We start from the raw sequence: 11,761 nt of genomic DNA, 5'->3' as shown, positions 1-11,761 counted from the left end.
TAGGTGCTTTTTTAAATCGTTTCAAGTTTTAGATTCTTGACAAATTCATCCCATTCGTCATCTAATTCCTCAACAGTTTTGTTTTTATTTCGTTCATAGGCTTTTTTTAACAATTCATCCAGATTGTCATCTTCGCCTTCCGGCCAATCATAAATATCTTTTTTAGCCATATCATTCAATCCTTCCAAATTCAAAACCGAACACTTCGGATAAATTTTTAAGTATTTTCTCTTACGCTATGACTTCATTATAAACTTTCCTATCCTAATATTCAACCAACAAAACACCATCACGATAGCTTTTAGCAAAGTCTAGCAGTATCTCAACCTTGAGGCGCTCATATTGAGCCTTATCGATGTCTAACGCCTCGTATAATTGCCATAGCTTTAACCTCTCCCCAGTTCGCCTTGTAAAGAGATTGGAGAATATCTCACGTCGTACATCGTCCAGATTGTCCCTGTAAGCGTCAATCATGCTTACTATCTCCACCGCTTTGGCTTCAAACGCTCCATCTTGACCGTCTAGGCTCAATTTAACCAGTGAGTGATAGCTTTTCAGAAATCTGTAGGCCTGCTTTGATGTCTCTTCTGTATCGATTGGCTTCAACACCTCTGATAAGCATTCTAAGGCCTGTTTCTTTAGTCTATATACTACCTTTTTGGACTTGTGCAACTCTCTACATGCTCTATCTATGGTGTAGTGGTTGACGTAAACCATCGTTATTACTACCCACTCATTAGGATTTGTCAGATTATCAATAAACCTCAAGGCCTCATAGCGTTCCACGATCAAGTCTTGAAGCTGTTCCATCATTTGGTCTTTTAACTCTAAGGCATTTATAAGTCTTTCCTCTGTGGTATTAACCTTGCTAGACTTTACCCGTTGTTCAAAATACGCTTGTGAGTATACCGCCCCTTTTTCCAGATTGCTGATCTTCAAGTCTAGGTTATGAATTGCTTTATCAAGTTTTTTAATGCTTTTTAGCTTCTTTTCTACTTCACCAGTGGTCATTTTAGCGCTCCTTCATGATATAATAGTTATGCGAAACCATACCATGAGAGTCAGCCCTGTGCTGGCTTTTTTGCGTTTTCTCGGCGTTAAAGTCCATTCTCCATACCATTTGATAGGCAATTAAGGGATTTTTTTATCTCTCTTATTTCCTTGTCATTCTGCAAGCAATTAAGGCAAGTTATTTCTTTGCTTATCTGCTTATCATTTGGTAAGCAACAAATCCAAAATAACAGACTTTTAAACCGCTCTTATCTCCCTATCATTTTGTAAGGAGAAAATCCAAATTAAGGAAGCTAATAAGTCTCCTTATCTCCTTACAGTTTTTCAGGGAGCAAAATCAAAATAAGCGATGTTATTTCCTGTCTTATTTCCTTACCGTTTGACAAGGAGAAAAACGAAAATAAGAAGCTTTTAAATTCGTCTTAACTCCCTATCGTTTTGTAAGCAATTAAGAAGATTTATTGTCGTCCTTATCTACTTGTCATTCTGCAAGGAGTAAATCCGAAATAAGAGGGCTAAAAACTTCGCTTATCTGCTTGTCGTTTCTCAGGGAGTTAAGGAGGGTTATTATTTCTCTTATCTGCTTGATAAATGATATGCTCTAATCATCCTCCAATAAAGCCAAATTGTCCCAGAATATCCGCAATCCTTTTATATTTTTAATTTCTGAAATAGCTTTTTCTGCTTCTTCTTTTGTCGGATAGACTTCTATAATATCTTTGGGATTTTTTCCACCTATCCTATATCTTACCTCAAAATGTCCAGTATCAATCTGCGTCAAAAACACGGTATCAACTTCATCAACCACCGCTAACTTATTCAACCTATTTAAACGGTTTTTAATCGCCTTCATCTAGTATCTTCGCCTCTAACACTTCTAATTGCTCCACTACCTCAACCATTTCAACTGCCTTATAAGCCATGTTTAGAATGCTCTGGGCGCTCTGTTGTCTCGCATACGGGCTTACTGTCTTATCAAGCATGATTTCCCTTAATACATTGACTGCCTCAACGCTTGCATTCTGTAACAGCGTAGTAGACTCCTTGAGTTGTTCGCTACGTCTTTCACGGTAAATTCTCTTAAAGGTTGCATCGTTCAAGTAATTGTAAGCCGTCTTTCTGGTGATCTCACTTAATTCACTAGCTTTTTTTACATTCCCAGTCATGAGATAATTGGCCATAAATATTTCTTTTTTTCTGCTTAATTCTGTCAAATACTATTCACCTCGCTTTCTTCTACCATTCTTTTTAGTTCTTCTATTTTTTCTTTTGCTTGTTTATAATCTGAAAATTTGACATCACTAAATTTACGGGGGATATAATCATCCATGTTTATATCCAGTCCGTTGTCTTGAAAAGCTAATCTCAGACAATCCACATATAAAGATATACATTCATCTTGTGTAGCGTATTCCGTCTTTCCAGCATATTCCTTTATCTTTTCTAGTCTTGCTTTTAAACTTCTAACCATTCCCCTACCTCGTGTGTAATTCTGTCTGATTTATGTAAAAAAAGGGGATTGCTCCCCTCCACATCACAAACCTAACAAACCACGTTTTTCCTTGCCCAGTAGTTTATCATATAGGGCTTTATCCTTCTCATATAGTTCATGTCTACGCTTGTAGCCCATAGCCTTAAACTCTTCAAGGGTTACAGCTTCCTCTTCGTAAGACTTTGAAATACTTTCTACGTTCTTGGCAAGCCCTTGCAGTAAGTCAGCTTGTCTCTTCTCTTCTTCGATTTCTTGAAATAGTTGTTTATATTCATCTTTCATTATTGTTCTCCCTCAAAATAGTTAATACGATTCACAAAATACGCCAAATCATCACTCGGATCTAAATAGCGGTGCTGGCTTCCCATATAACCAGCTACACCACTGTAAATGTAAGGTTTACTTACTCCACTATATTCTGGAGATGTATTCAGGCGGTCAAATAACTCTTCGATACCTGTTTCACTTACCTCATCCGCCAATCTCTTAGCAGTATTTTTGTAGTTTTCGTTATAATTCGCAATCAATTCCAAAAGCTCAATAGATTTCTGTTTGATTTCTTGGCGCTGACGTTTCACTGTTTCATCTTGCTCTAATGCTGCATCAAGGTACCCTGAAGCATTGATTTTTCTAGCGTCTGCTACGATTGAGTCAATTCGTTCTTTTTCAAGTTTTGTTCTTTGTGCTTTCATATCAGCAATATACTTTTCTTTTGCGTTGATAGCTTGGAAATCTTCAAATGTTTGTACATCCGCTTTCTTAGATTTAATATCCTTAACTTCTTTTTCTGCTTTCTTGATTTCCTCATCAAAGCGATCAAAAATATCTAATTGAGTCCGTACTTTGTCCATCTGGTTTTTGACTTCTTGCAATGTTGGCATTTCTTTTTCCTCCAATCTTTCCAAAAACACAAGAGGCATAGCCAAAATAGATTCCTCTACTTTATGCTATACCTCTGATTTTTTCAGTCAGTATTCTTTTTAAATATTGTTGTTTTAGATTCCACGCTGGAGACAATCTCGCCGTCTTGTATTTTAAGCGTGATACTCCCAAACCTTGGAACCTCTAACAGTTTTATTATACCATAACTTTTGAAATAAATAAAGCCGTTTTGTATCTCCATGTTTATCCTCTCATGCTATTTGTATAGAACCATCACACTGGTTAGTGTATCCATATCATCACTATTCCCCACTGTTGCCTCTGAATATTTTACATCCACCACTTCAACGGTTGCCATAAAATCATTTACCTGGCTTTCAAAATTCTCTAGGCTTTGCTTGTATTTCTGATAAAATAGTTTAATTTTCATGTTGTTTTTCCTCTTTCTGTTTTAAGGGTGTCACTAGTAGTTACACCATTGCAAGGGGGTCGGTACTATCTACCCCATTTTGTCTTCCTTTGATTGCTGATTTAAACTCCTTTCCTCAAGTCCACATATTCAACTCTAAACGTGACTTCTTTTGAAGTACACTTTCCCAATCTTATATCAGTCAATTTTAAATCAGGATTTTCTTCTAGCCATTCATTTAGGCTATCTAATGCCAATGTCAATTCTTTTGCGGTTACGAAATTCATTTTTACTCCTTTATTTTAGAAAGGTACATAGGTCGCCTTACCTGTGTACCTACCTGTGTACCCTATAAACCTTACAACCTCAAGGGTTTTCAACTTGGTACATAGGGTACACTGGTTTCTATATACCATTTTATATTTTTTTATCTATCTTTATTTTTTCTTCCTTCAACCCTTAGTAAACCTATGTACCCTGTGTACCGATAGTTCTAAGCGATTGATATTACTATGTTGAAGCGGTTCACTGGTACCTGTGTACCACCTGTGCAACCTGTGTACTTATTGTGTACCTTCAACTTCTCCAAGTTCTTCAAAAATTGAAAAATCCACTCTTAATTCTCTATTTTCTTCTTTTATAACAAAAGTATCAAAGCGTTTTTGGTTACCAATAATATATCCACTGACAAGCTCACCATCAAGTTTTTTTCTTTTTCTCTCTACTCCAATAGTTGTCAATGCTTTCCCTGCTTCAATAGCATTTTTGCCATACGTTTTATTATAAAGCTCATCAATCGCATAGTTATCTGTTTTAGGGACAAAATCAGTCTTTTGTAGTAGATTTATCAAAGCTATCTGAAAATCATCAAGTGCTTCATCGCCATTATACACTTCAACATTTTTCCAAACGAATTTCTGTTCTTGTTCATTGAAATAATCAAGACTGGATAGCAAGAAACCAATACACCCTTCAATCCTTGGAGATTTGTCTGGTAGTGTAAATGCCTCCCAATATTCGGCAAACGCTTCTTCACGCTCTAAGTCAGTTTCTCCAGCTGGTCTATCCTTGTACTGGATCAATACCTTGCGCCCGTTCATTTCATCTGAAAGAGATACATTCCTATTGGTATCAATACACAAAACACTAGAAAGCATAACAAGACCTTGGTTTCCTCCTACCATTCTGGCTACGTGTGTTTTCTCGGTTGCAATTACTTTTAAAACACGCTCAATTTTATCTCCAATAATATCTCCTTGCTCAGTAGCCAAAGCCATTTCTCCACCCGAAAACATAGCCCAAGCATTCAAAGCGTCAAATCCTCGTGAAACCAAGTTATCCAGTTCTACATCGATTTTATTAAACAATCCAGATAAGGCGATATGTCTCAATCCTTTACCAGTTCTTATTCCAGACTTGGTTATAAAGAAATTGGTTTTGTTTTTCAATCCACTGGCAACTTGTGCTATGTAGTATGTCTGTAATTGGGCATTGTGGAAACTATCAGGATCATCAATAACGTAGTGTAAAAATTTATTGGCAATCTCTTTACTACTCTTAGCAGTTTCAAAATCGACTGGATAATACTTAAAAAATGAAACCTCGTTATTCAAAACATATCTTGTCAACGTGTGTTTCTCCAAATCAATAATAAAATCATTACCAGCAATCTGAAATGGTTTTAGAACTCTGATTGGCTCAATATGGAAATGCTTATCAATTCCCTTTAAAATATCCAATACAAACTCTGTATCATGCTTAAATCCATAAAGACTAACCAGTCTTATATCGTCAATCTTATTTGCTTGTCGATTATTTACATCATAAAGTTGACCATTGTAGAATACATAACGCCCCAAAAGATAATCAATCACCATCTTGGCAAAAGGCTGGAAACTTGATTCAAACTCTACTTTAATGATATCTTTATTATTCTTTTTCTTTTGCTTTATCTTAGCAGATACAAACCTTTCTTCCTTTCCGTTTATATCTGTAGTGTACATAATTTCGCTAGTGGAGATTGTTATCTCTTCATCTTTATATTTCAGCTTGTTAAAACTGTCTAAGTGATAAATATGAGCCAACTGACACTTGTAGTCTGCCTTTTTCTTAGAAAAACCAAAATCTGCTTCAGTCCAGTTTAATCTTATGATCTCATTTAATTTGTCTCTAATATTCAAATACTACCTCCTTATAAAATATTCTTGCTACTTCTAAGAAATAGCTTGCTAGGTCTTTGCGTTTAACGATTGCAGAAAACAAATCCACTAACTGACTAAAACTGTAGCCATTCACAAATAGCAAGCGGACAAAAAGCGAAGTCTCATATCTGGTATAAATACCATTACAAATCAGGTCGAAAATTCAACCTTTTAACTCCACTCCAAGCCCCTGCCGTTGTTCGGTCAATTTGTTTACCTCTAACTCTTTCAAGATTGTCAGCAAGTCAGGACTGGCCAAAGCAATATCTAAATCTCTGACCAATTCCCAGCCCTCTACTGCCTCTTTTTCGTCTTTGATAGACACATATAGGTCTTTGTATTGAAAACCCGTCAAAGCCTCATCTACAGGCTCATAATAGGTAAATTTGTAGTGTTCCCCATTCTTCCATACTTGAGTAGGATTTGATTTGAGAAAGCCAAATAGAGGCATTTTATCAACGGATATAGTCAACTCTATTATTCTCATTGCACCTCCTAATCTACTGCAAGAAAATTGTAAATATCACTCTTACGGTAATAGATTTTCTTACTGTTTTCAAAAGGCGACTGGAACGATTTCAGACCATGCTCCTGCCAGTTATTTAACGTAGTTCCACTAATACCTAGCTTCTTTAATACCTCAGGTCTAGAAATCAAGTCCCAGTTATCATCACGTTGCTTTTCCAGTTCCATCCTTTTCTCTAAGTGATTTCCCACTTTCTCCAGTAGTTCAAGTTCTGCTTCTCTTGATAATAGTTGCATATTACACCCCTTTCTAATTATGAATCTTACCTGCAAGCTGGATATATCGCCCGTAGTAAGGGTTTAAATCCTCTTTAGGTGTTTCTATCGTCTGTTGGTTTTCTCGCTCAAATTGGGCGCTTTTTTTGCGGTCTCGGTGGTTTAAATAAAGCAGTAAGCCAATCAATACCACTATAAAGATTACCGATTGTGTATTGGTCAAATCTAGTTCGTTCATGCTATGCCCTCGCTTGATAATTCTTGATATAGTCCACTTGATCAGTTCGCTCCATCTTCAAAAACTCATCTACCTCTTTGGGTGTTACCTTTCTATCTAAAAAATCAGTGATGAACTGGAAGAGGTTCGGATTTCTATCCTTGATTTCAGCAATTACTTCATCAAATTCTGCTTGTGTCATATTGTCTAGGTCTAGTGTCATTTTATTGCTCCAATTCCCTGCGGTACATCTCAATAGCATTAACTAGATTTTCCTTTGTCTTAATAAGACAATCATAAGCAAGGTTAAAAATAGCGCTTTGCGTGTCGTATTCCAAGGCTAGAACCAACCCCTTTTCTTGGTCGCTCATGTCTTTACTGAAAAAGTGAGAAGTAGCGTCCAAAGCGTTTTCAGCGGTGTTAAGTCCTAAGGTTAAATCATCTAGTTCATCTAAAATATTTCTAATTTCTTCTTTTGTCATTGTTTTTTCTCCGTTGGCCTTTTAATTGTCGTTTCTTATACAGTATCGACATCACTCCAAACGCTGGACGATTGCCCCAAGTTGACGAACGCTTGTAGTGATGTTTCGTGGGTATTCCCCACATTTTAGTTAAACAAGTGCCTAGAATCACCGTGTCAGCACTTGATTTTCAAAACTTTTTCTAATTGCTTGCCTGCCATTAGTTGTTATTGATTGAATAGTTTATTTTTGTTATAATTGAGATATAGAAAAAATATCTATATCCATATTCTCGTCGCTTGCTCTCCTCGACCAAAATTTGAGCAAGTGACTTTTTTGTTGTCGTTTTTAATCTTCATGTCTAGGTTTTTTATAAATCAGTTGACGGCTTTCCACTAACTCAGCGATAAAAGCTAGGTTATTGGTCGTATTCTCTATCAAGTCGTCAAGTACCCCTTTATTTTCAGGTAATGCCATAGCTTCAGCCACACTCACGGCATCATCTAGCCATGTTTTAAATTCTTTAAAGTTCATTTCTTTGCTCCTTTTTGTTCTCAATCCCCAGTGGTAAAGCACCACATGAGAAATCTGTATATGTAGAGTAGTATTGCGATTAGATCACTCCTTTTGTTCTTCTATGGGAACGTTTTTATCAAAAAAATTTCCTAATTCATTAACACCATAACCTAAAATATTGCCAAATTCAGCAAGTTCATCAGCTCCAAATGGTACTATCCCATTTTCTCTTTTTGCATATGGCGTACGGGATTTCCATCCCATTTTCTCAGCCACCACGTCCTGGGTGTACCCTTTGGCAATACGTTCAGCTTTTATACGTCTCAAATTTAGTTCCATTATTATCTTCCTTTCTATTAAAATTCAAAATACGTTCCCGAAAGAGAACAAAGTTATTGTAACTCTTTTGTTCCCGTTTGTCAACACAAAGATGCGTTTTTTTTAACAAAAAATATTTTTTAATGTTCTTCTTGTCCTTTTCTGGGAACGATGATATAATTAAAAAATATAGAAGGGGGGATACAAATGCGTTCTAATGATGAAATTATAGATATTATTATCTCCGAAAAAGAAAAAAAAGGATTCTCTCTTAGTGAATTAGCCCGTAGAACTGATATAGCAAAATCTGCTATGTCTAGATACTTAAATAAAACCAGAATGTTTCCGCTAAATAGGGCTCAAGATTTTGCTAATGCTTTAGATATATCGGTTGACTATCTTTTAGGATATAACGAAGAACAAATGAATGAGCAATTAAATAATTTGATTACAGACCTTGAAGAAAAATTAACACAATACCGCGAGCAATACGATGTAATGAAAGAAATACTATCTGAAAGGTTACAATACTTAGATCAAGTTCTTCATGAAGATGAAATCCATAGAGGAAAAGCTATAACTACTTTACACACTATCAAAGCACTTGTAGATAGCAGTGAAGAAATGTTTGATCTTATTTTATCTATTAAGGAAAATCACTTTAAATCTGAAAAACTAAGATTGATTATCCAAAGTATCAATCAAACGAACGAACTTAACGAACTTATAGAAAAAAAAGACAAAAACAATGAATCCCTTCAAAAACTAGACTCCTCAGAAAGTCAATAGCAACCCTATTTCTAAGGTCTATTGTGCAAAAACAGGGGAAATTGAAGAATAGAAAGCCGATTTTACAGACTAAAGCGCAAAATTGACAAATAGAAAGGAGAATCATGAGCGAAAAAGGGAAAAGCATCGACGGCCTGATGCGTCATATTAGAAAAAGTCATAAAATTAAAATAGAGGGGAGTTCTCAAAAAAGAACTCTCAGAAATATAGGATATTACCACGGTTACAAGGCTTACAGATTTGTTCGTAAAAAGAATAATTTACTTAGTTTTACAACTTTTGATGAAATCAAAAAAACTTATAATTTCGATAATACATTAAAGGCGCTATTATATCCTGAAGTTATGAAAGTTGAAACAGCAATCAACAATTACACGCTCGAAGTTCTTGTAACAGATTCCGATATTTACATGGATTCTATCTTTAAGCAAAAATTGAATCACTTCGATGATTTTCCAAAAAACTCAAAAGAGTATAAGAAAGAAATGGGTAAATTTCTAAATCTACGTCGTAATATGGAAGGCACAATAGCAAATAATTACACTAAAAGTTCCATCATTCAGCATTATGTCCATCAAAATAAATCAATACCATTCTGGGCAATTTTTGAGCATACTACAATGGGAGACTTAGGGAGTATTATTGAGAGACTAAATAATCACACCCGCCGTAAAATTCAAGAAGATTTAGGCTGTTTAGACACTAGTCTAGATACCAATCTTGAATTACTATCCAAACACATCTTCATTATTAAAGATTTACGCAATGCAATCGCTCATAATAACGTTGTTTTTGATTGTCGTTTTAATACTTTTAAAATTAAGGGCATGATCATTAAACACCTTGAGAAACATACTAAAGTTAAAAATATAAACTTCAAAACAATTACTGATTATGTAATTTTGATTGCTTATTATTTAAAACTACTACGTTTTAGTAAGGTAGAAATACGGAGTTTCATTACTCGTTATGAAAAAATAATTAAAGAGTATTCTCAAACTATCAAAAACCCCCACGATGTCCATTTAATCCTTGGAGTAGATAGTTTCGCAAAAATAAAGCTATTTTTAAAAAATCTATAAATTTTCGATGTTTTTGTTGCAAAAAATGTAACTTATTGATACAATAGTAACTATTAATCGCGATAACGTTTTTCGGAACTTATCTAAAAACATCGGACTTAAAACACCGGTGTTTTTTTATTTTGTAAAACTTTCTAAAAAGTGATACCATAATTCTTAATCGTAAAAGAAACCCTATGGGTTACACTGCTCTATACCTGTATCTCTATATAGGTCAGGGTTACAACAAGAAATTAAGTGTATCAGCTTTTTAGTCGTACACTTTTTCTATTGCCCATATAAGCCCCATATCCGCCTTGTTTCATGCTCTGACATTATTTACCGTCTGACTGCTTAAAATCGGAAATAAAGGGGTTCTCGTAATCCCTCGCATGGTATAAACTCAAAATCTTTTCTAATTGCTTGCCTGCTGATGGAAAAGGAGTAAAAACCATGAAGATTACAGAATACAAAAAGAAAAACGGAACTATTGTATACCGAGCAAGCGTGTATCTTGGAGTTGATAAACTCACAGGAAAGAAAGCTAGAACTACGGTAACTGCCAAAACAAAAACAGGCGTTAAAATCAAGGCAAGAGAGTCCATTAACGCTTTTGCAAACAATGGATATAGTGTAAAGGAAAAACCAACCATTACAACCTATAGGGAGCTAGTCTCTTTATGGTGGGAGAGTTACAAGAATACAATCAAACCAAACTCCCAGCAATCCATGGAGGGGATTGTGAGACTTCATATTTTGCCCGTATTCGGCGATTACAAGCTAGACAAGCTTACTACTCCGATTATCCAGCAACAAGTCAACAAGTGGGCTGACAAGGCCAATAAGGGCGAAAAAGGGGCATATGCAAACTATAGCTTCCTAAACAATATAAACCGCCGTATTCTCCAGTATGGAGTTACAATGCAAGCGATCCAGCATAACCCAGCTAGAGATGTCATTATCCCACGTAAACAACAAAATAAGGAGCATAAGGTAAAGTTTTTCAGCAATCAGGAACTAAAACAGTTTTTAGAGTACCTAGATAACCTAGACTTGTCTAGCTATGAAAATCTCTTTGACTACGTGCTTTATAAAACATTGCTGGCTAGTGGGTGCCGTATCGGTGAGGTTTTGGCTCTTGAGTGGTCTGATATTGACCTTAAAAAAGGTATTATCAGCATTTCTAAGACTCTGAATAGATACCAAGAAACAAATACACCTAAGTCTAAAGCTGGTCTAAGAGAAATTGATATTGATAAAGCTACAGTTTCCCTACTCAAGCAGTATAAAAAACGTCAACAAGTCCAGTCATGGCAACTTGGACGGTCTGAGGGTATTGTATTTACCCCTTTTACCACAAAATACGCCTACGCTTGCTTATTAAGAAAGAGACTACAAAGTCACTTCAAAGGCGCTGGTGTTCCCGATATTAGTTTCCACGGTTTCCGACACACTCACGCTACAATCATGCTATACGCTGGCATAGAGGCTAAAGACTTGCAATACAGATTAGGTCACTCTAATATCTCTATGACTTTAAACACTTATGTCCATGCTACCAAAGAGGGAGCAAAAAAAGCCGTCTCAATCTTTGAATCGGCTATTAGCAATCTATAAATAATAAGGGTGTCCCATTTTGGGGCTACCCTCTTACTATACCTAA

General features: G+C 35.7%; 21 protein-coding genes. 3 read left to right on the top strand and 18 right to left on the bottom strand.

Going from position 1 to position 11,761, the window contains the following annotated elements:
• Positions 1–11: 11 nt before the first annotated feature.
• The 18 genes from O3636_RS10495 to O3636_RS10410 form a co-directional block, all read right to left on the bottom strand.
• On the bottom strand, positions 12–170 hold the full coding sequence (locus O3636_RS10495; protein WP_185756233.1) for a hypothetical protein: 159 nt from the start codon (positions 168–170) through the stop codon (positions 12–14).
• A gap of 94 nt (positions 171–264) precedes the next feature.
• Positions 265–1,011 (bottom strand): DUF1492 domain-containing protein, encoded by a 747-nt coding sequence (locus O3636_RS10490; protein ID WP_261013095.1) that lies wholly within the window; start codon positions 1,009–1,011, stop codon positions 265–267.
• 601 nt (positions 1,012–1,612) lie between these two features.
• Positions 1,613–1,864, bottom strand: coding sequence for a hypothetical protein (locus tag O3636_RS10485; protein WP_371643074.1), 252 nt, complete (start codon positions 1,862–1,864; stop codon positions 1,613–1,615).
• Positions 1,851–2,192: a replication protein gene (locus tag O3636_RS10480; protein ID WP_119942688.1), complete on the bottom strand. Its 342-nt coding sequence runs from the start codon at positions 2,190–2,192 to the stop codon at positions 1,851–1,853. Before O3636_RS10480 ends, O3636_RS10485 begins: the two co-directional genes overlap by 14 nt.
• 29 nt (positions 2,193–2,221) lie before the next feature.
• On the bottom strand, positions 2,222–2,482 hold the full coding sequence (locus O3636_RS10475) for a hypothetical protein (RefSeq protein ID WP_371643072.1): 261 nt from the start codon (positions 2,480–2,482) through the stop codon (positions 2,222–2,224).
• A gap of 63 nt (positions 2,483–2,545) precedes the next feature.
• Complete coding sequence (locus O3636_RS10470) at positions 2,546–2,785, bottom strand: hypothetical protein (protein ID WP_261013098.1); 240 nt, start codon at positions 2,783–2,785, stop codon at positions 2,546–2,548.
• Complete coding sequence (locus tag O3636_RS10465) at positions 2,785–3,384, bottom strand: hypothetical protein (protein ID WP_371643070.1); 600 nt, start codon at positions 3,382–3,384, stop codon at positions 2,785–2,787. The genes O3636_RS10470 and O3636_RS10465 overlap by 1 nt, the downstream gene beginning before the upstream one ends.
• Positions 3,385–3,467: 83 nt before the next feature.
• Positions 3,468–3,626: a DUF2292 domain-containing protein gene (locus tag O3636_RS10460; protein WP_078132289.1), complete on the bottom strand. Its 159-nt coding sequence runs from the start codon at positions 3,624–3,626 to the stop codon at positions 3,468–3,470.
• A 15-nt stretch (positions 3,627–3,641) separates the two neighbouring features.
• On the bottom strand, positions 3,642–3,815 hold the full coding sequence (locus O3636_RS10455; protein ID WP_261013100.1) for a hypothetical protein: 174 nt from the start codon (positions 3,813–3,815) through the stop codon (positions 3,642–3,644).
• Positions 3,816–3,916: 101 nt separating this feature from the next.
• Entirely contained in the window at positions 3,917–4,081 is a 165-nt protein-coding gene (locus O3636_RS10450; RefSeq protein ID WP_261013101.1) for a hypothetical protein, read from the bottom strand.
• 276 nt (positions 4,082–4,357) lie between these two features.
• Entirely contained in the window at positions 4,358–5,974 is a 1,617-nt protein-coding gene (locus tag O3636_RS10445) for a phage resistance protein (RefSeq protein WP_371643068.1), read from the bottom strand.
• 184 nt (positions 5,975–6,158) lie between these two features.
• Positions 6,159–6,482 (bottom strand): hypothetical protein, encoded by a 324-nt coding sequence (locus O3636_RS10440; protein WP_261013103.1) that lies wholly within the window; start codon positions 6,480–6,482, stop codon positions 6,159–6,161.
• Between the two features lie 8 nt (positions 6,483–6,490).
• Positions 6,491–6,757, bottom strand: coding sequence for a DNA-binding protein (locus O3636_RS10435; protein ID WP_261013104.1), 267 nt, complete (start codon positions 6,755–6,757; stop codon positions 6,491–6,493).
• Positions 6,758–6,770: 13 nt separating this feature from the next.
• Positions 6,771–6,974: a hypothetical protein gene (locus tag O3636_RS10430; RefSeq protein WP_261013105.1), complete on the bottom strand. Its 204-nt coding sequence runs from the start codon at positions 6,972–6,974 to the stop codon at positions 6,771–6,773.
• 1 nt (position 6,975) lies between these two features.
• A complete protein-coding gene (locus O3636_RS10425; RefSeq protein WP_119942670.1) occupies positions 6,976–7,176 on the bottom strand; it encodes a hypothetical protein in 201 nt (66 codons plus the stop codon).
• A 1-nt stretch (position 7,177) separates the two neighbouring features.
• Positions 7,178–7,435, bottom strand: coding sequence for a hypothetical protein (locus tag O3636_RS10420; RefSeq protein WP_261013106.1), 258 nt, complete (start codon positions 7,433–7,435; stop codon positions 7,178–7,180).
• 327 nt (positions 7,436–7,762) lie between these two features.
• Positions 7,763–7,948: a hypothetical protein gene (locus O3636_RS10415; RefSeq protein WP_261013107.1), complete on the bottom strand. Its 186-nt coding sequence runs from the start codon at positions 7,946–7,948 to the stop codon at positions 7,763–7,765.
• Positions 7,949–8,032: 84 nt separating this feature from the next.
• Entirely contained in the window at positions 8,033–8,269 is a 237-nt protein-coding gene (locus O3636_RS10410) for a helix-turn-helix domain-containing protein (RefSeq protein ID WP_371643064.1), read from the bottom strand.
• Between the two features lie 186 nt (positions 8,270–8,455).
• Between O3636_RS10410 and O3636_RS10405 the strand changes: the two genes are divergently transcribed.
• The 3 genes from O3636_RS10405 (at position 8,456) to O3636_RS10395 (ending at position 11,715) form a co-directional block, all read left to right on the top strand.
• Positions 8,456–9,037, top strand: coding sequence for a helix-turn-helix domain-containing protein (locus tag O3636_RS10405; protein ID WP_261013109.1), 582 nt, complete (start codon positions 8,456–8,458; stop codon positions 9,035–9,037).
• A gap of 104 nt (positions 9,038–9,141) precedes the next feature.
• Positions 9,142–10,119: an Abi family protein gene (locus O3636_RS10400; protein WP_261022719.1), complete on the top strand. Its 978-nt coding sequence runs from the start codon at positions 9,142–9,144 to the stop codon at positions 10,117–10,119.
• Positions 10,120–10,551: 432 nt separating this feature from the next.
• Positions 10,552–11,715, top strand: coding sequence for a site-specific integrase (locus O3636_RS10395; RefSeq protein ID WP_261013111.1), 1,164 nt, complete (start codon positions 10,552–10,554; stop codon positions 11,713–11,715).
• The last annotated feature ends 46 nt before the right edge of the window (positions 11,716–11,761 follow it).

Source organism: Streptococcus sp. 27098_8_76 (assembly GCF_041432315.1).
Lineage (GTDB): Bacteria > Bacillota > Bacilli > Lactobacillales > Streptococcaceae > Streptococcus.
Note: the sequence above shows the minus strand (reverse complement) of the source record. Positions and strands in the feature narration are given on the sequence as shown.

What these genes read in the sequence shown, in the direction of transcription:
- O3636_RS10495 (WP_185756233.1), bottom strand. Translation starts at nt 170, where the DNA reads ATGGCTAAAAAAGATATTTATGATTGGCCGGAAGGCGAAGATGACAAT.
- O3636_RS10490 (WP_261013095.1), bottom strand. Translation starts at nt 1,011, where the DNA reads ATGACCACTGGTGAAGTAGAAAAGAAGCTAAAAAGCATTAAAAAACTT.
- O3636_RS10485 (WP_371643074.1), bottom strand. Translation starts at nt 1,864, where the DNA reads ATGAAGGCGATTAAAAACCGTTTAAATAGGTTGAATAAGTTAGCGGTG.
- O3636_RS10480 (WP_119942688.1), bottom strand. Translation starts at nt 2,192, where the DNA reads ATGGCCAATTATCTCATGACTGGGAATGTAAAAAAAGCTAGTGAATTA.
- O3636_RS10475 (WP_371643072.1), bottom strand. Translation starts at nt 2,482, where the DNA reads ATGGTTAGAAGTTTAAAAGCAAGACTAGAAAAGATAAAGGAATATGCT.
- O3636_RS10470 (WP_261013098.1), bottom strand. Translation starts at nt 2,785, where the DNA reads ATGAAAGATGAATATAAACAACTATTTCAAGAAATCGAAGAAGAGAAG.
- O3636_RS10465 (WP_371643070.1), bottom strand. Translation starts at nt 3,384, where the DNA reads ATGCCAACATTGCAAGAAGTCAAAAACCAGATGGACAAAGTACGGACT.
- O3636_RS10460 (WP_078132289.1), bottom strand. Translation starts at nt 3,626, where the DNA reads ATGGAGATACAAAACGGCTTTATTTATTTCAAAAGTTATGGTATAATA.
- O3636_RS10455 (WP_261013100.1), bottom strand. Translation starts at nt 3,815, where the DNA reads ATGAAAATTAAACTATTTTATCAGAAATACAAGCAAAGCCTAGAGAAT.
- O3636_RS10450 (WP_261013101.1), bottom strand. Translation starts at nt 4,081, where the DNA reads ATGAATTTCGTAACCGCAAAAGAATTGACATTGGCATTAGATAGCCTA.
- O3636_RS10440 (WP_261013103.1), bottom strand. Translation starts at nt 6,482, where the DNA reads ATGAGAATAATAGAGTTGACTATATCCGTTGATAAAATGCCTCTATTT.
- O3636_RS10435 (WP_261013104.1), bottom strand. Translation starts at nt 6,757, where the DNA reads ATGCAACTATTATCAAGAGAAGCAGAACTTGAACTACTGGAGAAAGTG.
- O3636_RS10430 (WP_261013105.1), bottom strand. Translation starts at nt 6,974, where the DNA reads ATGAACGAACTAGATTTGACCAATACACAATCGGTAATCTTTATAGTG.
- O3636_RS10425 (WP_119942670.1), bottom strand. Translation starts at nt 7,176, where the DNA reads ATGACACTAGACCTAGACAATATGACACAAGCAGAATTTGATGAAGTA.
- O3636_RS10420 (WP_261013106.1), bottom strand. Translation starts at nt 7,435, where the DNA reads ATGACAAAAGAAGAAATTAGAAATATTTTAGATGAACTAGATGATTTA.
- O3636_RS10415 (WP_261013107.1), bottom strand. Translation starts at nt 7,948, where the DNA reads ATGAACTTTAAAGAATTTAAAACATGGCTAGATGATGCCGTGAGTGTG.
- O3636_RS10410 (WP_371643064.1), bottom strand. Translation starts at nt 8,269, where the DNA reads ATGGAACTAAATTTGAGACGTATAAAAGCTGAACGTATTGCCAAAGGG.
- O3636_RS10405 (WP_261013109.1), top strand. Translation starts at nt 8,456, where the DNA reads ATGCGTTCTAATGATGAAATTATAGATATTATTATCTCCGAAAAAGAA.
- O3636_RS10400 (WP_261022719.1), top strand. Translation starts at nt 9,142, where the DNA reads ATGAGCGAAAAAGGGAAAAGCATCGACGGCCTGATGCGTCATATTAGA.
- O3636_RS10395 (WP_261013111.1), top strand. Translation starts at nt 10,552, where the DNA reads ATGAAGATTACAGAATACAAAAAGAAAAACGGAACTATTGTATACCGA.